This window comes from Rhodococcus sp. NBC_00297 (genome assembly GCF_036173065.1).
GTDB lineage: Bacteria > Actinomycetota > Actinomycetes > Mycobacteriales > Mycobacteriaceae > Rhodococcoides.
Genome location: NZ_CP108041.1, coordinates 378,021 through 400,607, shown reverse-complemented (window position 1 = coordinate 400,607; position 22,587 = coordinate 378,021). Strand labels below are relative to the sequence as shown.

The following is a 22,587-nucleotide window of genomic DNA, read 5'->3' as shown; positions in this document are numbered from 1 at the left end:
TGTCGGCCGCACGCGGACAGTCCTCCTCATGACTCGACGCCCGTACCCCGTTCCCCGCCATCGATCCCCGTCGTCCACGACGGCGGACCACCCCGTCGTGACGTCGGTGGGTGACCTCATCGCCGCCGTTCCGGCTCTGCTCGGCTTCGTGCCGGCGCGGTCCATCGTGCTCATCTGCCTCAGCACCGGCAGCCCCACCGTCGTGGAGATGTGCATGCGGCAGGACCTCTCCGACCGGCTCGACTCACCCGAGCTCGCCGACGTGATCGAGCGGTGCGGCGAGGTCTGCACGAGGGAGGGTCTGGACGCGGTCGTCGCGGTGCTGATCACCGGGTCGAAGTTCACGATGCCGTACGAGGTGGTGGCCGATGCGCTGCGGGACACACTCGACCCGCGCGGGATCGACCTGTTCGGTGTGCACCACGTGTCCCACCTGGCGGTCGGTCAGCGGTGGCGCAGCCTGGGTGGTGATCCGCGGTGCGGCACGCTGCCCGATCCCGGCTCGTCGCAGGTCGCGGCGTCCCGAGTGATGGCGGGACGGCAGATCCGCACGTCCCGGTCGGAGATCGCGCTGCTGCTGCAACCCGTTCCGGAGTCGGAGCGCGAACGGTTCCGCAACAGCCGACTGCGGGTCGAGCTGGAGGACGGGCCGGTCGGCCACTCGGACCTGCTGGCGGACACGGTCGTCTTCCTCGAGGCACTGCACGCCTCCGACGAGCTCGACCACCTGACGGCGGCACGCATCATGGTGGCGATCAGCACGATCGCGGTGCGGGACGCCGTTCTCGGCCTCGCGACGACCGCGCTGGGACCCACGGCCGAGGCGGTGTGGGTCGAGCTGACGCGGCGGGTCAGCGGACCGGACCGAGCGCACCCCGCGACGATGCTGGGGGCGTGGGCGTACCTGCGCGGAGACGGACCGCTCGCCGGGGTGGCGCTGCAGACGGCGTTGACCGCGGATCCGGAGTACCGCTTCGCGCAACTGCTGGACACGGCTCTGCAGAACGGTGTGCGACCCACCGTGGTGCGTGAGCTCGTGCTGTCCGCGCGGTCACTGGCGGAGGACCTGGGGGTCGAGTTGCCGCCGGACGCGGTGTGAGGCCCGGGGTCAACGACGGGCGGAGTGCGCCCTGTCGCCGAGAGACTGCAGGAACGCCCAGGCGTCCGCGACGATCACGTCGAGATCGGTGAGCTCGGGCTTCCAGCCGAGCTCGGCCATGGCCTTCTCGCTCGACGCGACGAGCACTGCCGGATCGCCGGCTCGCCGGGGTGCGTCCGTGACGGCGATGTCGACGCCGGTGACGCGGCGGCACGCGTCGATGACCTCGCGCACCGAGAACCCTTCGCCACTACCCAGATTGAAGATCCGGTGACTCCCGGGGACGCTCTGGGACAGGGCGCGCAGGTGCGCGTCGGCCAGATCGCGGACGTGGATGTAGTCACGGACGGCCGTACCGTCCGGTGTCGGCCAATCGGTGCCGAACACCGAGATGGACTCACGGTGTCCGAGAGCGACCTGCAGGACGAGAGGAATGAGGTGGGTCTCGACGACACGGTTCTCGCCGAGGCCGGCGTGTGCTCCGGCCACGTTGAAGTACCGGAGGCTGGTCGCCCCGAACCCGTGCGCCGCGGTGTATCCCGTGATCGCATGGTCGATCGCGAGCTTGCTGGCTCCGTACGGGTTGGTGGGCCGAGTGGGGAAGTCCTCCGTGATGGGCGTGCGTTCGGGCTCCCCGTACGTCGCGGCGGTCGAGGAGAACACGAGGCGCGGAACCTGGTGCTCGACGATGGCATCGAGCAGTTCCAGCGCCGCACCGAGGTTGCCGCGCCAGTACTTCTCCGGCTTCTCCACCGACTCGCCGACCAACGACTGAGCCGCGAAGTGGAGGACCCCGTCGACCTTCTCGCGTCCGAGCACGGACGAGACGACCTCGGCGACGGGGCCCTCGACGAACTCCGCACCCGAGGGCACCCCGTCGGCGTTGCCGGTGGACAGATCGTCGACCACGACGACGTCGTGATCGTTCTCCATCAGGACGGCCGCGCACACGCTGCCGACGTAGCCGGCGCCGCCGGTCACCACGAACTTCACTCGAACTCCGATTCCTGTGTCTGGGAACTCCGCGAGAGACCCGAGCAGCTAGATGGTGCGGACCTGAACGGCGTGCGCCATCTCCTCGGACAGGTCGACGTCGTCGTGGCCCGGCACGGTGATGGTGACCGCGCCCGGCGTGACGGACACGGTGACGCGCGCGTCCGGGACGACTCCGGCCTCGCGCAGGCGCGCGATCGTGTCGGGGTCGGACTGCACGTACTCCGCGAGGCGGCGCACCACCACGGCGGTGGGCGTTCCGGGCGCGATGTCGCTGAGGCGCACCAGATCCTCCGGCTGCTCGGTCGGCCGGGACGAACCCAGCAGTGCGAGACCGGGAATCGGGTTCCCGTACGGCGAGGTGGTCGGGTTGTCCAGCACCTCGACGAGGCGACGTTCGACCTCCTCGCTCATGACGTGCTCCCAGCGGCAGGCCTCGGCGTGCACGTCCTCCCAGCGCAGGCCGATCACGTCCACGAGCAGCCGCTCGGCGAGCCGGTGCTTGCGCATCACGGCGACCGCGAGCTCGCGGCCCTTCTCCGTCAGCTGCAGATGCCGGTCGCCCGCGACCAGGAGCAGCCCGTCGCGCTCCATCCGAGCCACGGTCTGGCTCACGGTCGGTCCGCTCTGCTCGAGGCGCTCGGCGATGCGGGCGCGCAGGGGAACGACCCCTTCTTCTTCCAAGTCGTAGATGGTCCGGAGATACATCTCGGTGGTGTCCACCAGATCCTTCACAATCACACCCTTCGTCGTCGTGGATTCTACCGGTACGGACGGTTCACCGGTGGGTCCAGGTGCGGCGTGGTGAGCCGCGGTGTGTCCGCCCTGCCACGACCCGTCGAGCACGTGTGCGCGAGTCGATCACGAACGCCGAATCGGACACGTAGGTTGAGGGCCATGACTCTGCAGTCGTCCTCGACATCGCAGTCGCCTCCGGGGCAGCCCGCTCTGGTCTGGAGCGCGGACTACCTGAACTACCGGTGGAGCGACGACCACCCGATGAATCCCACCCGCCTCGCACTCACCATGGATCTGGCACGGGGGATCGGTCTGCTCGAGGGGACCGAACTGCTGCCGCCGGAGGTCGCGTCGGACAGTGAGCTGTTACGGGTGCACACACCGGGGTACGTCGAGGCGGTCAAGCGCGCGCCGCGTGACCTGCCGCTGGGTTCGCGGGCGTCCGAGGTGCTGCACGGTCTCGGATCCGAGGACAATCCGGTGTTCCCCGACATGCACGAGGCCAGTGCGGTCATCGCGGGTGGCACCCTGACCGCCGCGCGGGCCATCGCGTCGGGACGCTCGCGCCGCGCGGTGAGCATCGGCGGGGGCATGCACCACGCCATGGCGGACTGGGCGTCGGGCTTCTGCGTCTACAACGACGCGGCCATCGCCATCTCGTGGCTGCTCGACAACGGGTACGACCGCATCGCCTACATCGACGTGGACGCTCATCACGGTGACGGTGTCCAGGCGGCGTTCCTCGCCGATCCCCGCGTCATGACGGTCTCGGTGCACCAGCACCCGGCCACGCTGTGGCCCAACACCGGATGGTCCACCGAGGTGGGTGCCGACGCCGCGGAGGGCACCTCCGTCAACGTGCCGGTCCTGCCCGGCACGGGAGACCGGTTGTGGCTGAGGGCGTTTCACGCGGTGGTGCCCGGAGCGGTGGCGGCGTTCAAGCCGCAGATCATCATCAGCCAGTGCGGCGTGGACAGTCATCGGGAGGATCCGCTCGCCGATCTGGGACTCACCGTGGACGGTCAGCGCGCCGCGTTCCGTGCGATGCGCGACCTCGCCGACCAGGTCTGTGAGGGCCGGTGGCTCGCGGTGGGGGGTGGCGGATACGGGTTGGTGCGGGTGGTGCCCCGTGCCTGGACCCATCTCATCGCCGCGGTGCTCGACCGCGATCTCGATCCGACGACGTCCATTCCGGACGAGTGGCACGAGAAGGTGCGGCTCGCCGCGCCGAGCATCGACCTGCCGTCCACGATGAGCGACGACGGCGACGTGGACTACCCGCCGTGGGACGGGCCGGGTGGTTCCCCGGAGTCGGGTGTCGAGCACGTCGATCGCGCCATCCAACGCATCGACACCGCCATCGTGGCCACCCGCCGCGCCGTCTACCCGCTGTGGGGACTCGACCCGGAGGATCCGCGTGACTGACGAGACACCCGCACCCGAGACACCGACAGCGCAGACGGCACCGGACGCGCCGACGCCGCCGGATCCGAAGGAGCTCGAGCGGCAGCGGGCCGAGAACTACCCGCGGCACTGGGCCGCCGACGTGCTCGCGTCCGACGGCCGCGTGGTGCATCTGCGGCCGATCGTGCCCGGTGACGCCGACGCCCTGGTCGAGTTCCACGGCAAGCTGTCCGAGCGGACGCGATACCTGCGCTACTTCGGTCCGTACCCCACCATGCCCAAGCGCGACATCCTCAACTTCACGACGGTCGATCACACGTCGCGGGTGGCCCTCGTCGCGACGCTCGGCGACGAGATCATCGCCGTCGGCCGGTACGAGCGCCTGCCGCAGGGCGACGGCAACTCCGCCGAGGTGGCCTTCGTCGTCGCCGACGCGCACCAGGGTCGTGGGCTCGGTCCGATCCTGCTCGAGCATCTGGCGGGGGCGGCCGCCGAGAACGGGGTGCGCCGCTTCGTCGCCGAGGTCCTCGCGGAGAACCGCAATATGGTCACCGTGTTCCGGCAGGCCGGCTACCAGGTCAGTCGCAGCTTCGACGGCGGCGTGCTCAACCTGGACTTCGACATCGATCCCAGCGACGCGCTCGTCCAGGTGCGCAACTCCCGCGAGCGCGCGGCCGAGGCCCGCAGCGTCCGCAACGTGCTCGGCCCACGCTCCGTCGCCGTCATCGGTGCCTCGACGGACCCCGAGAAGGTGGGCAACGCGGTGCTGACCAACCTGCTGCGCGGGTCGTTCACCGGACCCGTCTATCCCGTGAACGCGGAACACACGTCGGTGCGCGGAGTGCGCGCGTACCCGACGGTGCGGGACATTCCCGACGAGGTGGATCTCGCGGTGGCCGCCGTGCCGGCCGACCAGATCGACGCGGTGCTCGACGACTGTCTCGCCAAGGGCGTGAAGGCGCTGGTGGTGGTCTCGTCCGGGTTCGGTGAGACGGGAGAGGACGGGCGCGCGAACGAACGGCGCCTGGTGCACTCCGCTCGTGCACACGGCATGCGCCTGGTCGGCCCCAATGCTCTCGGCGTCGCGAACCTCGATCCCGCGGTGTCGCTCAACGCCACGCTCGCGACGGACCTCCCGGGTCGCGGACGCGTGGGCTTCTTCTGCCAGTCGGGTGCCCTGGGTATCGCCATCCTGGCGCAGGCGTCGAAACGGCTCCTGGGACTGTCGACGTTCGTCTCCGCCGGCAACCGCGCCGACCTGTCCGGCAACGACCTGCTGCAGTACTGGGACCAGGACGAGGCCACCGAGGTGGTCCTGCTCTACCTCGAGAGCTTCGGCAACGCCCGCAAGTTCTGGCGCATCGCGCGCCGGGTCGCGCGGTCCAAGCCGATCGTCGCGGTCAAGAGCGGACGCGGAGCCGTGCCGCCCGCGCTGGCGACCGGCACGGACATCGACGACACGATCGTGCGTGCCCTCTTCGAGCAGGCGGGAGTGATCCAGGTCGACTCGATCGCCGAACTGTTCGACTGCGCCATCCTTCTGGGTTATCAGCCGCTGCCGGCAGGTCCGCGGGTCGCGGTGGTCGGCAACTCGACGGCGCTCGGCGTCCTCGCCGTCGACGCCGCACGCGACAGCGGCATGACCGCACCGGACCCGGTCGACGTGGGCGCGCAGGCCACGCCGGAGGAGTTCGCGGCCGCGGTCACCACGGCGCTGCGGTCGGACGACGTGGACACCGTTCTCGCGGTCTTCGTGCCTCCGGTCGCCGTCCGTGTCGCCTCCTACGCCGAGGCACTCGGCGCGGCGGTCCGCGGCGCCGACAAGCCGGTGCTGACGACCTTCCTCGCCGCCGAGGGCATTCCGGACGTGCTGGCGGTCCGCGGCGACGACGGAACGCCGATCCGCGGATCGGTGCCGTCCTATCCCGACCCGGCGCGGGCGGTCTATGCGTTGCAGAAGGCGTGGCGGTACGCCTCGTGGCTGAATCGACCGGCCGACAGTGTGGTGCGGCCCGGCGGCGTCGACGCCGACGCGGCGCGCGCACTAGTGGCCGGCTGGATGGCGGCCAGTCCCTCGGGGCGGTGGCTCTCTGACGTCGAGACCGAGCAGTTGCTGCGGTGCTACGGCGTGGAGATCGCCGCCTTCCGCACGGTGACGGACGAGGCCGAGGCGGTGGAGGCGGCCCGCGAGCTGGGAGGACCCGTCGCGGTGAAGGCCACCGGCGATCAGTGGCGACACCGCCCCGACCTGAGCGGAGTCCGCCTCGACGTCGTGGGGCCGGACGCCGTCGCCCGCGCGTACCGGGATCTGTTCGAGGCATCGGGCACCCCGGTGATGCAGGTGCAGCGGATGGCGACCAAGGGGATCGGGTGCCTGGTGCGGGTCCAGGACGATCCGTCGTTCGGCTCACTGGTGTCGTTCGGGCTGTCCGGCATCATGTCGGATCTGCTGGGAGACAGGGCGTACCGCGTGCTCCCACTCACCGAGAGGGAAGCCGCGGAGCTCATCGACGCACCGCGGGCCGCGCCGATGCTGTCGGGGTACCGCACCGCGTCCCCGGTGAACAAGGGCGCGCTGGTGGACGTCGTGCTCCGGGTCTCCACACTGGCGGACGATCTGTCCGAGGTGCGCGAGCTGGTGTGCGACCCGGTCCTCGCGTCACCGAGTGGCGCGGAGACCACCGACGCACGGATCCGTATCGGACCCGAGCCCAGCCGTATCGATCTGGGCCCCCGTCGCCTGCGCTGAGCCCGTCATCGACGACAGGCCCCCGGCGAGAGCCGGGGGCCTGTCTCGTGATGCGGGGGACGATCAGCTGGCGTAGGACCGCAGTCGCTCGGCGCGGTCGCCCTGACGCAGCTTGCCCATGACCTCACGCTCGATCTGGCGTACGCGCTCACGCGAGAGGCCGAACAGCTTGCCGATCTGGTCGAGGGTACGCGGCTGACCGTCGTCGAGGCCGTAGCGCAACCGGATGACCTGTTGCTCACGCTCGTCCAGCGTGGCGAGCACGCTGCGCACGTCGGTGTGCAGCAGCCCGGCGATCACGGCGTTCTCGGCGGACGTGGCCTCCGAGTCCTCGATGAAGTCGCCCAGCGGCGCCTCCTCGTCGCTGCCGACGGGCATGTCGAGCGACACCGGGTCTCGGCTGTGGTCGAGCAGATCCGCGATCTTCTCGACCGGGATGCCGGACTCCTCGGCGAGCTCGTCGTCGGTGGCCTCGCGGCCGAGCTGCTGGTGCAGCTCACGCTTGATCCGCGCGAGCTTGTTCACCTGCTCCACCAGGTGCACGGGGAGACGGATGGTGCGGCTCTGGTCCGCCATGCCGCGCGTGATGGCCTGACGGATCCACCAGGTGGCGTACGTCGAGAACTTGAAGCCCTTGGCGTAGTCGAACTTCTCCATCGCACGGATCAGACCCAGGTTGCCCTCCTGGATGAGGTCCAGCAGCGGCATCCCGCGGCCCGTGTAGCGCTTGGCGAGTGAGACGACGAGACGGAGGTTGGCCTCGAGGAGGTGTGCCCGAGCGGACTGGCCCTCGCGGACGATGAGCGCGAGGTCACGCTTCTTGGCGGGGGAGAGGCGCTTGCCGGTCGCGAGCACATGGGTCGCGTACAGACCCACCTCGATCTTCTTCGCCAGATCGACTTCCTCCGCGGCCGTCAGCAGAGCCGTGCGGCCGATACCGTTGAGGTAGACGCGAACGAGGTCCGCTGCCGGGCTCTGTGCATCCAGGTCGGCATCACTCGGTCGAGGGCGAATGGTGGTGGGGCTGGTCATGACGTGCCTCCTGATCGGTGGTGTCTCACTGGCTACAACGCCGGGACACGTCAGAAAAGTTCCCGAAGCCCACCTCCGTCAAACACTCTGAGCTGCGGTTTCACCACCTCAGCCCTGAGAAGTTGCTGAGAGAAACGACTGCTCGGCTCAGGTGGGGATCACCAACCCGTGCACGACGAGCCCTGCGACCAACGCGACGACCGAGTCCGTCAGCTCCGCGGCGTCCACACCGCGTGCGGCCGCGAGAAGCTCGGTGAGGTCGCCGACCGTCAGTCCGCCCGCGCGCATCCCGGCCAGGAGTGCCGCCCCGTCCGCGTCGATCTCGTGGGACCACGCGGGCCCGTCGCCGCGGTGGACCCGGCGTACGACGGTGGTCCACCCACCGTCCGGATCGGGGGTGGAGACCTCTTCGAGTGCCGTGGTCGGGGCGACGGCCACACACTCGTCGAGCAGATCGTGTGTGCGGAGCCAGTCCACCCGGTCCAGGACGTCGAGTGCCTCGTCGCCGAGGGGATCCTCGTACCCGTGCATCAGGTCCTCCGCGAGGACGCTGGTGGGCCGGTCGGTCCGGCGGAGGTACACGAAGCCGAACCCGACACCCGTGACGCCGGCGGCGTCGAGGTGATCGAGCCAGGCGGTCGCCGTCTCGTCGACGGCCGGGTCTCGCAGATCGAGTCCACCGTCCCGCAGCCACGTGCCCACGTAGAGAGCGGGGTCCGCGATGTCGCGCTGCACGATCCACGCGTCGACACCGTGGTCCGGCAGCCAGGAGGCGACCAGTGACCGCCAGTCCTCACCGTCCACGTGAACCCAGGAGGCGAGCAACGAGGCGGTCCCGCCGGGTGCGAGATGCTCCGGTGCCGCTCCCACGACGAGGCTGCTGGCACCGTCGAGGTCCAGGCCGGAATCGCGGTAGGAGTGGGAGACTCGGCCCGATCCGACGACGAAGGGCGGGTTGGCGACGATGCGATCGAAGGTCCGCCCCGCGACGGGTGCGAACCACGAGCCCGGGATCGTCTCGAAGTCCAGACCGTTGAGGGCAGCCGTCATGCGGGTGAGGGCGATGGCCCGATCGCTGACGTCGGTGGCGGTGATCGACCGGGCGTACGGCGCCGCGTGGAGCGCCTGGATGCCGCAGCCGGCACCGAGATCCAGGACGGTGGGCGGACTCCCGTCGACACGGGTGGGTGTCCCGCGGACCAGCGACAGCGACGCGTGCCCGACGCCGAGTACGTGATCGGATCCGATACGGACGTCGCGCATGCTGCCGTCGATGTCGGACACCACCCACCGCGTGCCCGTGCCGAGATCGAGGGGGCGGATGTCGAGCAGACTGCGCACGGTGTCGCTGCCGGTCTCGAGGAGGCCGGCAGCGACCGCCGCGTCGAGTGTCGTCGGCGCGAGGGCGGTGGTCGCGGCGTCGATCGCCACGTCGTCGGAGAGCAGGAACAGCCGGACGAGCGTGCCGAGGGGACCGAGTTCTCCGCACCGGCGTCGCACCGGTGCGGGTTCGCCACGTCCCAACGCGGCATGAACCGAGTCGCCCAGTGCCTCCAGGATCCCGTCCGCGGTGAAGTCCGCTCGGTCGAACGCGACCCGCAACGTGGACGCGAGGTCGACGAGGCGGTCCGCGTCCACCGGGACGGACGGGGGAGGCGAGGTGCGGTGGTTCGAGTCGGTCACCGCGTCAGTGTGTCAGCAGACCGATCACGGGACGGACCCGTCTCAGGACGTGGCGCGCGGATTCGAGATCGCGCGGCGGTCGAGATCGGGTTCCTCGTCGAGGTTCACCACCGGGTGGCTGCGGGCCTCCAGCGCGGTGGAGTCGGTCGCCCGCCAGCCGTAGCGGCTGGGCTCGTCCGCGGTCCGCGGCGGTCGGTCGTTGGCGATCAGGACTGCCATCCACGGGAGAGGAATGGACACGCCGACGATGGCCATGGCGATCCACGGGTTCTGCCACGCGCCGTACGACAGCGCCGCGAGGACCAGCGCCGGGATACGGAAAGACATGATGAAGAGGTATTTGCGCACGCGCGCTCGGTGCTGTTCCTCGACCGACGTTCGTGCCTCGGTGATCAGTACGGCCTCGCGAACGCTGTCGCGGGGTGAGATGCCGTCGTGTGCCATGACTCCACTGTGTCACTACTGAACGAAGTGTGCAGTAATCGGAGGTGGTGAGATGTGCGACGCGCGTGTCGGGAACAACCGTCATAATCGATGCATGAGCACGCAGACCAAGGAACGCCCCGACGTCAGCACCGACGAGACCACCGACGACGACACTCCGAAGTTCTTCCACTACGTGAAGAAGAACCGCATCGCCGAGAGCGCGGTGATGGGCACCCACGTCGTCGCACTGTGCGGCGAGGTCTTTCCCGTCACGAAGTCGGCCAAGCCCGGGTCACCCGTGTGCCCCGACTGCAAGAAGGTCTACGACGGCTTGCGCAAGGGCGAGTGATCCTGCCGATCACGCGTCACCTGACGCTTCTCCGGTGACTCGCCGCCGTCCCGATCCGACCGTGCGATGCGGATCGGGCCGGTGGCCAGCCGGCCGAGAGCGCCGACGGTGCCCGCACCCGGATCGGCTGCCTTCTCGGCGATCCATCCCTTGACCTGGTCCATGCGTGTGGCGCGCGCCGGCCAGAACTCCTGGACCGTGGCGTTGAACTCCGCCCCCAGCACCACCGCGAATCCCAGGAAGAACGTGAAGAGCAGGAAGGCGATCGGAGCCGCGAGCGCGCCGTAGGTGTAGCCCGTTCCGGTCACCCAGGACAGGTAGGTGCGCAGCACCGCACTCGCTAGCATGAAGAACACTCCGGCCAGCAGCGATCCGCCGAGCAGGCGGTGCCACGGCAGCGAGGTGTGCAGAGCCACCTTGTAGAGCGTCGTCAGGCCGACGATGAGCAGCAGTCCGACACCCGGGTAGTACGCGATGTCGATCACCTGTGAGCCGATCTCGAACCACGACGACGGCAGCACCCGACCGATGATGGTGGGCCCCAGCGCGACGAGGGGCAGGACGAACACCGCGACGATCAGGAACGCGACGTACAGCAGCAGGGCGAAGATGCGCTGCCACACGGGGTTGCGCGCGTCCTGCTGACCGTGCGCCTCGACGATGGAGTCGACGAAGGTGGAGATCGCCGACGAGCCGGCCCACAACGACAGCAGGAAGCCCACGGACACGACGGGACCGTGTCCGCTGTTGAGGATGTCCGTCAGCGTGGGGGCGATGATCTCGTCCACGACGTTGTCGCTGAACAGCGTGGAGCTGAACGTCACGATCTTCGACTCGATGATGTCGAGAGTGTTCGGTCCGAACCACCCCGCGATGTAGGTGAGGCTGCCGAGGAGTGCGAGCACCAGCGGCGGCAGCGACAGGGTCTGCCAGAAGGCGGCGGTGGCGGACTTGCCGAAGATGGAGTCGTCCCACGCCTTGCCCGCCGTCCTCGCGACGACGCGCCAGGCCGTGCGCAGCGGCCGTCCCGGGACGGGACCGGGCCCCGGCTCTCCGTCGGGCGTCGACGCTGCCGCGGTGTCCCGATCGGACGTGTTGTCGGCCGGTGCGCTCATGATGACTCCAGCATGGCCCACCGGCGTCGCTCGGGCACGTCCCGGCCCGGTGTGTCGCCGTCGCGGGCACCGGCGGCGACGTGCGCATTGGTGGGCGTGCCGACGTCCGCGATAGTCTGATCGACGGATGTGCACACGAGACGACGAGCCGAACGGGAGTTCCATGCCACGGGTGGTTCGCATCCTTTCAGGTGGACGTACGGCGCCGGACGAGGCCCGTTCATGACGGCCGAGATCGGCGAGAAGGTCGACAGCGCAGGAGGTCTCCCTGTGACAGGGCCGGCCGGAGTCACCCTGCCGCCACTGCGCGCCTGGCAGCGGCGAGCGCTCACGAAGTACCTGTCGGCGGGTCCGACCGACTTCCTGGCCGTCGCCACTCCGGGAGCCGGCAAGACCACGTTCGCGCTCCGCGTGGCGCTCGAGCTGCTGAGCGACCGCACCGTGGACCAGGTCACGGTCGTCGCTCCCACCGAGCACCTCAAGCACCAGTGGGCGGAGGCCGCGGCGCGCGTCGGACTCGCCCTCGACTCCCGCTTCTCCAACAGCACCGGGCAGACGTCCAGCGACTTCCACGGCATCGTCGTCACGTACGCACAGGTGGCGTCGCACCCTTCCCGCCACCGGGTGCGGACCGAGAACCGCAAGACGCTCGTGATCCTCGACGAGATCCACCACGGCGGTGACGCCAAGAGCTGGGGCGAGGGCATCCGCGAGGCCTACGGCGACGCGACGCGCCGCCTGGCACTGACGGGAACGCCCTTCCGCAGCGACGACAGCCCCATTCCTTTCGTGAACTACGAGCCGGACGACGAGGGCCTGCCCCGGTCGCGCCCGGACCACAGCTACGGCTACGCCGACGCGCTGGCGGACGGTGTCGTGCGGCCGGTCGTCTTCCTCGCGTACTCGGGCGAGGCACGCTGGCGCAACAGTGCGGGCGAGGAGTTCGCCGCCCGTCTCGGGGAGCCGCTCAGCGCCGAGCAGACGGCGCGGGCCTGGCGTACCGCTCTCGACCCGTCCGGTGAGTGGGTGCCGTCGGTGCTCGCCGCGGCCAACACCCGGCTGCACCAACTCCGGCAGGGCGGCATCCCCGACGCGGGTGGCCTCGTCATCGCGTCGGATCAGACCACCGCGCGCGCCTACGCCGGAATCCTCGAGGCGGCGACGGGGGAGACCCCGACGCTCGTGCTGTCCGACGATCCCGGGTCCTCGGCCCGCATCGCCGAGTTCGGCGCGGGAACGTCGACCTGGATGGTGGCCGTGCGCATGGTGTCGGAGGGCGTGGACGTCCCGCGCCTCGCGGTCGGCGTCTACGCGACCAGCGCCTCCACACCGCTGTACTTCGCCCAGGCCGTCGGGCGCTTCGTGCGTTCTCGCCGCAAGGGTGAGACGGCGAGCGTGTTCCTGCCCTCGGTGCCGGTGCTCCTGGACCTGGCCAGCCAGCTCGAGGCGCAGCGCGACCACGTCATCGGGAAGCCGCACCGGGAGAAGGACGGTCTCGACGACGACCTGCTCATCGAGGCGAACCAGCAGAAGGACGAGCCCGGCGAGGAGGAGAAGGCGTTCACCTCGCTCGGTGCCGACGCAGAGCTCGACCAGGTGATCTTCGACGGCTCCTCCTTCGGCACCGCGACGTTCTCGGGCAGCGACGACGAGGCGGACTATCTCGGCCTGCCGGGCCTGTTGGACGGCGACCAGATGCGCGCGCTGTTGCGGAAACGGCAGGAGACGCAGCTGGCACGCCCGGCGACGCCCACGGAGACTTCGGCTCCGGTCACCCTCCCGCCCGCCGGGCGGTCCGCGGACGCCGCGAAGCTGGCAGATCTGCGCAAGGAGCTCAACGGCCTGGTGGCGATGCATCACCACCGCACCGGCAAGGCCCACGGCATCATCCACGGCGAACTCCGACGGAGCTGTGGTGGGCCGCCCACCGCGATCGCGACGGCGGAGCAGCTCACCGAGAGGATCTCGGCCCTGCGTTCGTGGTGATCGCAGCACTGCACGAGCCCCGCGCACGACGAAGGGCGACCACCGGATCGGTGGTCGCCCTTCGTGGTGTCAGGAGTCGAGTGCTGATGCTGTGGGACCGAGTGCCCCGGTCATCACGCCATGGCGTCGGAATCCGCGTCAGCGACGATGGTGGCGTTCATCTCGAGGAGACGCGCTTCGTGCTCGTTGGCGTGGTGACGGCAGAACAGCAGTTCTCCGCCGGTGGGGAGGACGGCACGCACCCGCGCTCCCGCTCCGCAACGATCACACCTGTCGGCAGCGGTGAGGGTGGTGTCGGTCAACAATTCGGGCATGACTCCTCCGTACTGACCGTGACTACCACGGTCCTGGGGTCGGTCCGCCACGTCGGTTCGACGCGGTTCGTTCACTCTTACAGACGTATGGGGTTCGTGCGTTGTTCCCACGCGGATGGCCGTGTGTTGTCACAGACACGAAACATGCTGGTGAATCACGTCCCTCCCGAGCATCGTTCGCTGTCGGCAGAACTCACCCGCCCCTGTGCGCCCGTGTCGCGACCGGTGGATACGGTTCGACCATGACGGATGTGGACGCGCGCGGCCTCGCGTCGGTGGGGCGTTCGTTCCCGCCGTGGTCGGTGCCGTTCGTCTTCGTGGTCGGAGCGCTCGCGCAGTATCTCGGTGCCGCCATCGGCGTCCATCTGTTCGACACCATCTCGCCGGCGGCCGTGGCGTGGCTGCGCGCGGCAGGCGCAGCGGCCGTTCTGCTGGCCTGGCGTCGTCCCTGGCGCACGCGATGGACGGCCCGCACCATCGCGGTGGCCGGTGGGTTCGGTGTCGTCACGGTGGGAATGAACCTGGCGTTCTACGAGGCGATCGCCCGCATCCCGTTGGGCACCGCCGTGGCGATCGAGTTCCTCGGTCCTGTCCTCGTCGCCGCACTCGGATCGCGGCGCGCTCGCGACGTGCTCGCACTCGTCCTGGTGGTCGCGGGAGTCGCGCTGGTGGCCGGAGCGCGATTCGACGTGGGCCTGGTCGGGGTCGGTTTCGCACTCCTCGCCGCCGGACTGTGGGCCGGCTACGTGGTGCTCGGGAAGTCGGTCGCGACGGCGGGCGACGGGCTGGACTCCCTCGCCGTCGGCATGGCGGTGGCGTCGGTGATCCTCGCCCCGCTCGCGTTGACGCCCCAGGTACTCGAGGATCCGTCGGTGTTCACCGTTCCGTCCACGTGGCTGCTGGGTGTCGGGGTGGGTGTGTTGTCGAGCGTGATCCCCTACGCGCTCGACCAGGTGGTCCTGCGCACGGTCGGACGGGCACGGTTCGCGTTGTTGCTCGCGTTGCTGCCCACCACTGCGACGGTGGTCGGCGTCGTGGTGCTGAGGCAGGTGCCCTCGATCGCCGAACTCGCGGGCATCCTGTGTGTGATCGTCGCCGTCGCGCTGGGCGGTGTGGAACGACGCGCACGACCGGCGCCGCCGGCCGACACGACGCGACTGCAGGACCCGACACGAGAGGACGGCCGATGACCGAGATCCTGGTACACATGTGCCCGGCGGCGGACTGGGAGGCGAGTGTGGCCGCGGGGGAGGTGGCACCCGCGTCGCTCGCCGAGCAGGGGTTCGTCCATCTGTCGACGCCGCAGCAGGTTCATCTCCCGGCCAACCGGCTGTTCGCCGGGCGCCGGGACATCGTGCTGCTGTCGTTGAACCCCACTCGACTGAAGGACCGGCTGGAATGGGAGCCGGGAGTACCCGGCGATCCGAGTTCGATGCTGTTCCCGCACCTCTACGGACCGGTACCGCTCACCGCGGTGGTCGAGGTGCAGCCCTACCTGCCCGACGACGACGGGACGTTCGTCGCCGTCGGGTGAGGTGCGGAACTGTCAGTCGAGGTAGTCGCGCAGCACCTGCGACCGGCTCGGGTGCCGCAGCTTCGACATGGTCTTCGACTCGATCTGTCGGATGCGCTCACGCGTGACCCCGTAGACCTGGCCGATCTCGTCGAGCGTGCGCGGCTGGCCGTCGGTGAGGCCGAAACGCAGTCGCACGACACCCGCCTCACGCTCGGAGAGAGTCTCGAGAACCGACTGGAGCTGGTCCTGCAGGAGGGTGAACGACACCGCGTCGACGGCGACGACGGCCTCGGAGTCCTCGATGAAGTCGCCGAGCTGGCTGTCGCCCTCGTCGCCGATGGTCTGGTCGAGGGAGATCGGCTCGCGAGCGTACTGCTGGATCTCCAGCACCTTCTCGGGCGTGATGTCCATCTCCTTGGCGAGCTCCTCGGGAGTGGGCTCACGACCCAGGTCCTGCAGGAGCTCACGCTGGATGCGTCCGAGCTTGTTGATGACCTCGACCATGTGCACCGGGATACGAATGGTGCGGGCCTGGTCCGCCATGGCGCGGGTGATGGCCTGACGGATCCACCACGTCGCGTACGTCGAGAACTTGTAGCCCTTGGTGTAGTCGAACTTCTCCACCGCGCGGATCAGACCGAGGTTGCCCTCCTGGATGAGGTCCAGGAACGCCATGCCGCGGCCCGTGTAGCGCTTGGCCAGCGAGACCACGAGGCGCAGGTTGGCCTCGAGCAGGTGGTTCTTCGCCCGGTTGCCGTCGCGGCAGATCCAGGTCATGTCGCGGCGCTGGGCCACGGGGAGCTTCTCGCCCTTCTCGGCGGACTCGGCCATGAGCTGGACGGCGTAGAGACCGGCCTCGATGCGCTTGGCGAGCTCGACCTCCTCCTCGGCGTTGAGGAGGGCGACCTTGCCGATCTGCTTGAGGTAGGCGCGGACGGAGTCGGCGGAGGCGGTGAGTTCGGCGTCCTTGCGGGCCTGTCGCAGCGCCTCGGACTCCTCCTCGTCCCACACGAAGTCGCCCGACGCCTTGTCCTCCGGCGTGGGTTCGGTGGTCGCGTCGTCCTCGACCTCGTCGCCGACGGCGACGACCTCGACGACGTCCGACTCGGCTGCGAGCTCGCCCTCGGGAACGTCGATGTCCTCGATGTCCGCGGTGGGCTCGTCGGCGTCGTCGCCGGTCGCAGGAGACGTCGCCTTCTTCGCTGCGGTCTTCTTCGCTGCGGCCTTGCGCGGCGCGGCCTTCTTGGCTGCTGCCTTGCGCGGGGCCGCCTTCTTGGCCGGGGCCTTCGCGGGTGCGGTTCCGACGGCGCCGGGTGCGGTGCCGTCGGCCGACGCGGTGTCGACGGCCGGAGTGCTGTCGACTGCCGGCGAGGTGTCCGCGGTCTGACGAATATCAATGGCTGCCACGTACGCCCTTTCGTGACGGTGTCGTGCGGCGTCACGCCAGAGTGATGATCCGGCGGAGAGGTCTGTGGATTTCCCGGCGTGAAACCGGGGCGTGGACCATTGTAACGACCGCCGCGAGTGCACAGCACCAACGCGCGGGAGGACGCCGAGGTTCCCGGCTCACCGGCAGTGGGGTGTGAGTCACATCGCGCATCGGCGAGCCGACGCGGCGCAGGTCAGAGGGGCGCGTGGTCGCCCTCGACGAGAATCAGGGCGCCACACCCGACTGAGCGGCGAGGGCCGCGCCGACGATTCCGGCGGCGTTGCGCAGCGTCGCGGGCTGCACCGGGGTGCGGTTGGTGAGCAGGGGGATCCACTTCTCAGCTTTGCGGCTGATGCCGCCGCCGGCGATGAAGAGGTCCGGCCAGAACAGATCCTCGATGCGCTCGAGCACGCGCGAGACCTCTTTGGCCCACGCCTTGTACGACAGTCCGTTGTCGTCCTTGACCGACGACGCGGCGCGGTGCTCGGCCTCCTTGCCGTCCACCTCCATGTGCCCGAGCTCCGTGTTGGGCAGGAGGACACCGTTCTGCAGGATCGCGGAGCCGATGCCGGTGCCGAAGGTCAGCAGGATGACCACACCCTTGGAATCTTTGCCGCCGCCGAACTTGTCCTCCGCGATGCCCGCGGCGTCGGCGTCGTTGAGCACGGTCACCGAACGACCCCCGAGATGGTCGCGGAACAGCGCGCCGGCGTCGGTCCCGATCCAGCCCTTGTCGACGTTCGCGGCGGTTCGCGCCACGCCACCGGTGACGACGCAGGGGAGGGTGATGCCCACGTCCCCGGTCCACTCGAAGTGGTCGACGATGGCCGCGACCGTCTCGGCCACGGCCGTGGGAGTCGACGGTTGCGGGGTCTCGATCTTGTAGCGCTCGCCGATCAGTTCGCCGGTGGCGAGATCGACCACGCCACCCTTGACGCCACTGCCACCGACGTCGACACCGAAGCCTCGGCCCTCGGGGTGCGAGCCCGTCGTCCCGGCGATGGAGACCGGGCCGGGTTCGGTGTGGTCGTTCGTCATGACAGAACCTCCTGGTGGCGTACGCACGCGTCGGCGACCGGCGCGTTCGTGCGAGATCTGGTGCGCGCACGTCACCCTAGTTGCTGGCGGCGTTCCCGGTCGCGCGGCACCGCGGCGGGTGGCGCGCCGTACCGTTCCGCCGCCCGATGTGTTCGGATTACCGGGTGACTCCTCATGACGATCTGCCGCAGGACGACTCGACGAGCGCCCTCGACCCGGAGATGTTGCGCCGCATCGCCGTCGACGTCGCACGTGAGGCGGGACGCCACGTACGTCGGCGTCGGCCGGAGGTGTTCGGCGCGGGCGGTGCGGCGGTGGACGCCGTCCGGTCGAAGTCGACGCCCACCGATCCGGTGACGGTGGTCGACACCGAGACCGAACACGTCATCCGGGACCTGTTGAGCCGGCTGCGTCCCGACGACGCGGTACTGGGCGAGGAGGGCGGCGGGGAGGACATCGCCCCGTCCGGTGTCCGGTGGGTCCTCGATCCGATCGACGGCACCGTGAACTTCCTCTACGGCATCCCGGCCTACTCGGTCTCCGTGGCCGCGCAGATCGACGGTGCGTCGGTGGCGGGCGCCGTGGAGGACGTGGTGGGGGATCGCACGTACGCGGCGTCGCTCGGCGGTGGCGCGTGGTGCTCGGACGCGGGCGGAGACTGGGTGCGCCTGCGAGTCAACGACATCGACGACGTGGCACTCACGTTGGTGGCCACGGGATTCGGTTACGACGCGGCGCGCCGCCGCCGTCAGGGCGCGCTGATCGCGGCTCTGCTCCCCGAGGTGCGGGACGTTCGTCGCATCGGCTCGGCGGCACTGGATCTGTGCATGGTGGCGGCGGGGCGCGTCGACGCCCACTTCGAGCACGGGCTCAGCCCGTGGGACTGGGCGGCGGGCGCTCTGGTCGCGGCGGAGGCGGGTGCGCGGGTGATCACTCCGTCGCCGCACTCCCGCAGCGACGACGGCGAGGTGACGATCGCCGTGGCGGAAGGTGTGGCGGACGGGTTCCTGTCCGTACTCGACCGTCTCGGTGGCGTCGCCGCCATCGCGAAGGCCTGACCCGCGTCAGCAGTTGACGCGGTGCGCGGCGGCGAGCAGATCGACGTCCAGGTTCGGTGCCGCGGCGCCCGGAGCCACGTCCGCGAGCGAGCGGATGACCTCCTCGCCGTCGGTGTTCGGTTCCAGCGCACGGAAGTTGGTGCCCAGCGCGAGATCCACGGTGTCGTCCTCGCGGGTGTCCTGAACGAACTCGGCGCACGGCGCGACCAGTGCGACGGTGCCAGCGGCGGCCACGCCGGCCGCGCCGAACCGGATCTGAGCTATGCACTGCATGTTCTGGTCGACGTAGACCGGGTCGTTGCCCACCTGCACGTCCGGTGCGCTGGCGAAGCCGAAATCGCTGAGATCGGCGGCGATCTCGGCGGCCTGGCCGCCCTGTCCGTTCGCGTTGAACACGCGCACGCGGGTGGCGGACAACGGGGCGGGCTGGGTGTCCGTGACCACCGAGGCGTCCACGACGCTGCCGGGCTCGGCGGCCGCGGGGGCGGCGGGATCGGAGGCCGGCTGGGGGGCGTTGCAGGCGACGGCGTCCGTGCCGGTCTCGGTCGTGGTCAGGATGTTCACCCACACGGCCGCACCGGCGAGGGCGAGCACGACGAGCACCACGAGGATCGGGAAGGCCCGACGCCGCGCGTACGGCCGCCCCTTGTCGTCGGTCGAGGAGCCGTGAGTGATGAGTGAGACCACGGGAGCGTGCCCTTCTGCTGATACGTGTCGCGCTGTCGTGTCACGGGCGGTGACTCGCTCACTGTAGTGGGCCGCGTCGGCATGTGACGCGCGACGCACGGCGGGTGGGAACGTCTGCACGGTCGACGGCGTTGGCCGGGGTGAACAGGGGAGATGCGGTTCCTGCGGGAGCCGTTCGCGCCACGACACACCGCGCTGGGCAGGGTGTTTTCCACACCGGCTCGTCGTCGGCTATTGTCTGGCGGCCCGGCGGATCGAACTCACGGCCGGTCGGGCTCCTCGGGCCTGCACGCCCGCAGCAAGAGAATGTTTCCCGTCACGGGGATTCGGGCACAGTCGGCTCACCCGCACGCCGGCCGTCATCCGTCAGGACGACGGCTGCGAATAGGTGAGCGAGAAGGACGGAGATCCTCCGGGCGGAAGTCGGGAAGAAGTCCGACCGGATCGATGTTCTGCCACGAACAGCAGACGAGGAACACGAACGACCTGCATCGGGATCCGAGGGTGTGAGTCCGACAGAGGACGAGTTCGTCGAACAAGAAGCGGTCGACGTCTTGAACATCCCCCATGAAGGCGATCGAAGGAGACCGGGCACACCCGGTCTCAGCAGGAAGGTAAGGGGAACAACATGGCCACCGATTACGACGCACCACGCCGTACCGAGTCCGACGACGTGTCGGAGGACTCCCTCGAAGAACTGAAGGCACGCCGCAACGAGGCGCAGTCCGCCGTCGTCGACATCGACGAGACGGACACCGCGGAGTCCTTCGAACTGCCGGGCGCAGACCTGTCCGGTGAGGAACTGTCCGTGCGTGTCGTGCCGAAGCAGGCCGACGAGTTCACGTGCTCGAGCTGCTTCCTGGTGCATCACCGCTCGCGGCTGTCGTCCGACAACGGCGGCGTTCTGGTCTGCCGCGACTGCGCGGCCTGACCGAGGAGACCTCCGTCAGGAGGTCGGTGGCTGCGGAGTCAGAGCCGCAGCCACTGCATCCGGGTTCCGGGTGCTCACCAACCAGTACGGTGTCGGGTCGTTCTCGTCGTCGAGGACGACCAACACCATCGGCTTGACCCACGAACGATGCTGAACGAAGGCGGAGGGGTCGAGCTGGCGTCCGAGGGCGGCACTCTTCGCCGTCCCCGGCACCACCGCCACCCGATCGATCACCGATGCGGGGAGCCGAGCCTTGCCGGCGTGCAGCATGCGCTCGCCGTTCTGCTCCGTCACCTCGACGCGCATCCGGCCCAGGTACGTGACCACCCAGATCGCGAACGGCACCAGCACCACGTACGGCAGCCAGGCCATCACGCCGGGTGATCCCATGTGCACCTCGGCCGACAGGATCGCCGCGACGCCGATCGCGGCCACCCAGTACCAGACGGGTACGCGGAGCCGTTCGCTGTAGACGACCGTCTCACCCCCGTCGTCGTGTGCCGTCCCGGACGTCCGGGTGGCGTGATCTGCTGAGGTCTCTCTCGAAGCTGCGTCGGACACCTCTCCAGAGTAGAGGGTCGGACGGGCGGGAGGTCGACGGTGCATCGGCGAGTAATCTCGACCGATGTGAGCGATCTGACGGCCGAGACGGCGACACGCACGACCCGCGGAGACCAGGGATCGGCACCGGCCGTCGAGACGGTGGCCGTCAGACGACTCGATCCGGACATCCCGCTGCCCGTCCGTGCACACGCCGGTGACGCGGGTGTGGACCTGTGTTCCACCGTCGACGTCGTCATCGAACCCGGTGAGCGTGCCATGGTCGGTACGGGCATCGCCGTGGCGCTGCCGGTCGGCACCGTCGGCCTGATCCACCCCCGGTCCGGCCTCGCCGCGCGAGCGGGATTGTCGGTGGTCAACACGCCGGGAACGGTCGATGCCGGTTATCGCGGCGAGATCAGGGTCTGCCTCATCAACCACGATCCACGCACCCCCATCGAACTGCGGCGCGGGGACCGCATCGCCCAGCTGCTGGTGCAGCGGGTCGAACTGCCCGACTTCGTCGAGGTGGCCGAGCTGGACGACACCACTCGGGGTGTCGGCGGCTACGGCTCCAGCGGCGGACACGCGGTTCTCGATGCCGTCACCGCCAGCGAGAAGGAGAACTGAGCATGTTCGGACGCAAGAAGAAGGGGCGCGACGACGTCGACGCCACCGATCTCGACTCCGCGCAGGACGTCGAGGTCGAGGAAGTGGACGAGGTCGACGAGGTGGACGGTACGGCGGACGACACCACCGGGCCGTGGTCGATCGACGACCTGGACGGCGACCGCGAGAGCATCGCGGAGGGACGGCTCGATCTGGGAAGCGTGCTGTTGATGCTTCCGGCCGGCGGACAGCTGCAGGTCGAGATGACGCAGGCCGGCGCACCCCAGGCCGTCCACATCGTCACTCCGAACGGGCGCATCACCGTGGCCGCCTTCGCCGCACCGAAGTCGCCCGGTCAGTGGCGTGACGTCGCCGCTGAGTTGGCCGACACGCTGCGCCGCGACAACGCGCGGGTGGCCACCGAGACCGGCCCGTGGGGCCGTGAGGTGGTGGGCTCCGCGGCCGGCGGGGATCTGCGTTTCATCGGCGTCGACGGGTACCGCTGGATGATCCGCGGCGTGGCGAGCGGACCGGCAGGCAGTGTCGAGGCCGGATCGCCGCTGGTCGAGCAGGCGCGTGCCGTCGTGGCGGCGACCGTGGTCGATCGCGGCTCGGATCCGCACCCGGTGCGGACGCCGTTGCCCATCAGTCTGCCGCCGGCACTCGCTCAGCAACTCGCGGCCGCGCAGCAACAGCAGATGGCGGCCGCACAGGCGCAGGCACAGGCGGCGGTGCAGCAGCAGGTGCCCCAGCAGCAGGTACCTCAGCAGCAGGTACCTCAGCAGCAGGCACCTCAGCAGCAGGCTCCCGACGCGGACGCCGCCGAGGCGCAACGTCGGCGCGGGCCCTCCGGTTCGGCGATGCAGCAGCTCGACTGAGTTCTCGGCGATG

Annotated in this window: 22 protein-coding genes; 11 read left to right on the top strand and 11 right to left on the bottom strand. The window is 69.7% G+C overall.

The window, feature by feature from the left end; all coding sequences use genetic code 11:
- The first annotated feature begins 28 nt into the window (after positions 1–28).
- A complete protein-coding gene (locus OG947_RS01815) occupies positions 29–1,099 on the top strand; it encodes a DUF4192 domain-containing protein (RefSeq protein WP_328812991.1) in 1,071 nt (356 codons plus the stop codon).
- A gap of 9 nt (positions 1,100–1,108) precedes the next feature.
- Here OG947_RS01815 and galE read toward each other — a convergent pair whose 3' ends face one another.
- Both galE and OG947_RS01805 read right to left on the bottom strand, forming a co-directional pair.
- Entirely contained in the window at positions 1,109–2,092 is a 984-nt protein-coding gene (gene galE, locus OG947_RS01810) for a UDP-glucose 4-epimerase GalE (RefSeq protein ID WP_027505167.1), read from the bottom strand.
- Positions 2,093–2,140: 48 nt separating this feature from the next.
- Positions 2,141–2,827: a metal-dependent transcriptional regulator gene (locus tag OG947_RS01805; RefSeq protein ID WP_027505168.1), complete on the bottom strand. Its 687-nt coding sequence runs from the start codon at positions 2,825–2,827 to the stop codon at positions 2,141–2,143.
- A gap of 162 nt (positions 2,828–2,989) precedes the next feature.
- Between OG947_RS01805 and OG947_RS01800 the strand changes: the two genes are divergently transcribed.
- On the top strand, positions 2,990–4,255 hold the full coding sequence (locus tag OG947_RS01800) for an acetoin utilization protein AcuC (RefSeq protein ID WP_027505169.1): 1,266 nt from the start codon (positions 2,990–2,992) through the stop codon (positions 4,253–4,255).
- Complete coding sequence (locus OG947_RS01795; protein WP_056444843.1) at positions 4,248–6,983, top strand: bifunctional acetate--CoA ligase family protein/GNAT family N-acetyltransferase; 2,736 nt, start codon at positions 4,248–4,250, stop codon at positions 6,981–6,983. The genes OG947_RS01800 and OG947_RS01795 overlap by 8 nt, the downstream gene beginning before the upstream one ends.
- Positions 6,984–7,046: 63 nt before the next feature.
- Here OG947_RS01795 and OG947_RS01790 read toward each other — a convergent pair whose 3' ends face one another.
- From OG947_RS01790 to OG947_RS01780, 3 genes are all read right to left on the bottom strand, one after another.
- A complete protein-coding gene (locus OG947_RS01790; protein ID WP_027505171.1) occupies positions 7,047–8,015 on the bottom strand; it encodes a sigma-70 family RNA polymerase sigma factor in 969 nt (322 codons plus the stop codon).
- Positions 8,016–8,162: 147 nt separating this feature from the next.
- On the bottom strand, positions 8,163–9,653 hold the full coding sequence (locus OG947_RS01785) for a class I SAM-dependent methyltransferase (protein WP_328813945.1): 1,491 nt from the start codon (positions 9,651–9,653) through the stop codon (positions 8,163–8,165).
- Positions 9,654–9,740: 87 nt separating this feature from the next.
- Positions 9,741–10,142, bottom strand: coding sequence for a DUF3099 domain-containing protein (locus OG947_RS01780; protein WP_056444840.1), 402 nt, complete (start codon positions 10,140–10,142; stop codon positions 9,741–9,743).
- A gap of 94 nt (positions 10,143–10,236) precedes the next feature.
- Here OG947_RS01780 and OG947_RS01775 point away from each other — a divergent pair, with 94 nt between their 5' ends.
- On the top strand, positions 10,237–10,473 hold the full coding sequence (locus OG947_RS01775; protein WP_027505173.1) for a DUF3039 domain-containing protein: 237 nt from the start codon (positions 10,237–10,239) through the stop codon (positions 10,471–10,473).
- Here OG947_RS01775 and OG947_RS01770 read toward each other — a convergent pair.
- Positions 10,446–11,588 (bottom strand): YihY/virulence factor BrkB family protein, encoded by a 1,143-nt coding sequence (locus OG947_RS01770; protein WP_081821180.1) that lies wholly within the window; start codon positions 11,586–11,588, stop codon positions 10,446–10,448. The genes OG947_RS01775 and OG947_RS01770 overlap by 28 nt on opposite strands.
- A gap of 222 nt (positions 11,589–11,810) precedes the next feature.
- Between OG947_RS01770 and OG947_RS01765 the strand changes: the two genes are divergently transcribed.
- Positions 11,811–13,574: a DEAD/DEAH box helicase gene (locus OG947_RS01765; RefSeq protein ID WP_328812990.1), complete on the top strand. Its 1,764-nt coding sequence runs from the start codon at positions 11,811–11,813 to the stop codon at positions 13,572–13,574.
- Positions 13,575–13,687: 113 nt separating this feature from the next.
- Here OG947_RS01765 and OG947_RS01760 read toward each other — a convergent pair whose 3' ends face one another.
- Positions 13,688–13,888: a DUF7455 domain-containing protein gene (locus OG947_RS01760; protein WP_027505176.1), complete on the bottom strand. Its 201-nt coding sequence runs from the start codon at positions 13,886–13,888 to the stop codon at positions 13,688–13,690.
- A gap of 242 nt (positions 13,889–14,130) precedes the next feature.
- Between OG947_RS01760 and OG947_RS01755 the strand changes: the two genes are divergently transcribed.
- Positions 14,131–15,078, top strand: a complete 948-nt coding sequence (locus OG947_RS01755) for an EamA family transporter (protein ID WP_328812989.1) — start codon at positions 14,131–14,133, stop codon at positions 15,076–15,078.
- Positions 15,075–15,422, top strand: a complete 348-nt coding sequence (locus tag OG947_RS01750) for a DUF952 domain-containing protein (RefSeq protein ID WP_222645291.1) — start codon at positions 15,075–15,077, stop codon at positions 15,420–15,422. The genes OG947_RS01755 and OG947_RS01750 overlap by 4 nt, the downstream gene beginning before the upstream one ends.
- Before the next feature lie 12 nt (positions 15,423–15,434).
- Here the strand turns inward: OG947_RS01750 and OG947_RS01745 are convergent, their stop codons facing one another.
- On the bottom strand, positions 15,435–16,811 hold the full coding sequence (locus OG947_RS01745) for an RNA polymerase sigma factor (RefSeq protein WP_328812988.1): 1,377 nt from the start codon (positions 16,809–16,811) through the stop codon (positions 15,435–15,437).
- A 247-nt stretch (positions 16,812–17,058) separates the two neighbouring features.
- Entirely contained in the window at positions 17,059–17,871 is an 813-nt protein-coding gene (ppgK, locus tag OG947_RS01740; RefSeq protein WP_328812987.1) for a polyphosphate--glucose phosphotransferase, read from the bottom strand.
- Positions 17,872–18,017: 146 nt separating this feature from the next.
- Here ppgK and OG947_RS01735 point away from each other — a divergent pair, with 146 nt between their 5' ends.
- Positions 18,018–18,929, top strand: a complete 912-nt coding sequence (locus tag OG947_RS01735) for an inositol monophosphatase family protein (protein ID WP_037185531.1) — start codon at positions 18,018–18,020, stop codon at positions 18,927–18,929.
- 6 nt (positions 18,930–18,935) lie between these two features.
- Here the strand turns inward: OG947_RS01735 and cei are convergent, their stop codons facing one another.
- Positions 18,936–19,616 (bottom strand): envelope integrity protein Cei, encoded by a 681-nt coding sequence (gene cei / locus OG947_RS01730; RefSeq protein ID WP_027505181.1) that lies wholly within the window; start codon positions 19,614–19,616, stop codon positions 18,936–18,938.
- 628 nt (positions 19,617–20,244) lie between these two features.
- Between cei and OG947_RS01725 the strand changes: the two genes are divergently transcribed.
- Positions 20,245–20,547, top strand: a complete 303-nt coding sequence (locus OG947_RS01725) for a DUF4193 domain-containing protein (RefSeq protein ID WP_027505182.1) — start codon at positions 20,245–20,247, stop codon at positions 20,545–20,547.
- Between the two features lie 15 nt (positions 20,548–20,562).
- On the opposite strand, the gene OG947_RS01720 is transcribed toward OG947_RS01725, so the two are convergent.
- Entirely contained in the window at positions 20,563–21,108 is a 546-nt protein-coding gene (locus OG947_RS01720; RefSeq protein ID WP_328812986.1) for a DUF3093 domain-containing protein, read from the bottom strand.
- 141 nt (positions 21,109–21,249) lie between these two features.
- On the opposite strand from OG947_RS01720, the gene dut reads away from it, so the two are divergent.
- Together dut and OG947_RS01710 are read left to right on the top strand one after the other, a co-directional pair.
- On the top strand, positions 21,250–21,717 hold the full coding sequence (gene dut / locus OG947_RS01715; protein ID WP_027505183.1) for a dUTP diphosphatase: 468 nt from the start codon (positions 21,250–21,252) through the stop codon (positions 21,715–21,717).
- A 2-nt stretch (positions 21,718–21,719) separates the two neighbouring features.
- Positions 21,720–22,574: a DUF3710 domain-containing protein gene (locus OG947_RS01710; RefSeq protein ID WP_328812985.1), complete on the top strand. Its 855-nt coding sequence runs from the start codon at positions 21,720–21,722 to the stop codon at positions 22,572–22,574.
- Positions 22,575–22,587: the final 13 nt, after the last annotated feature.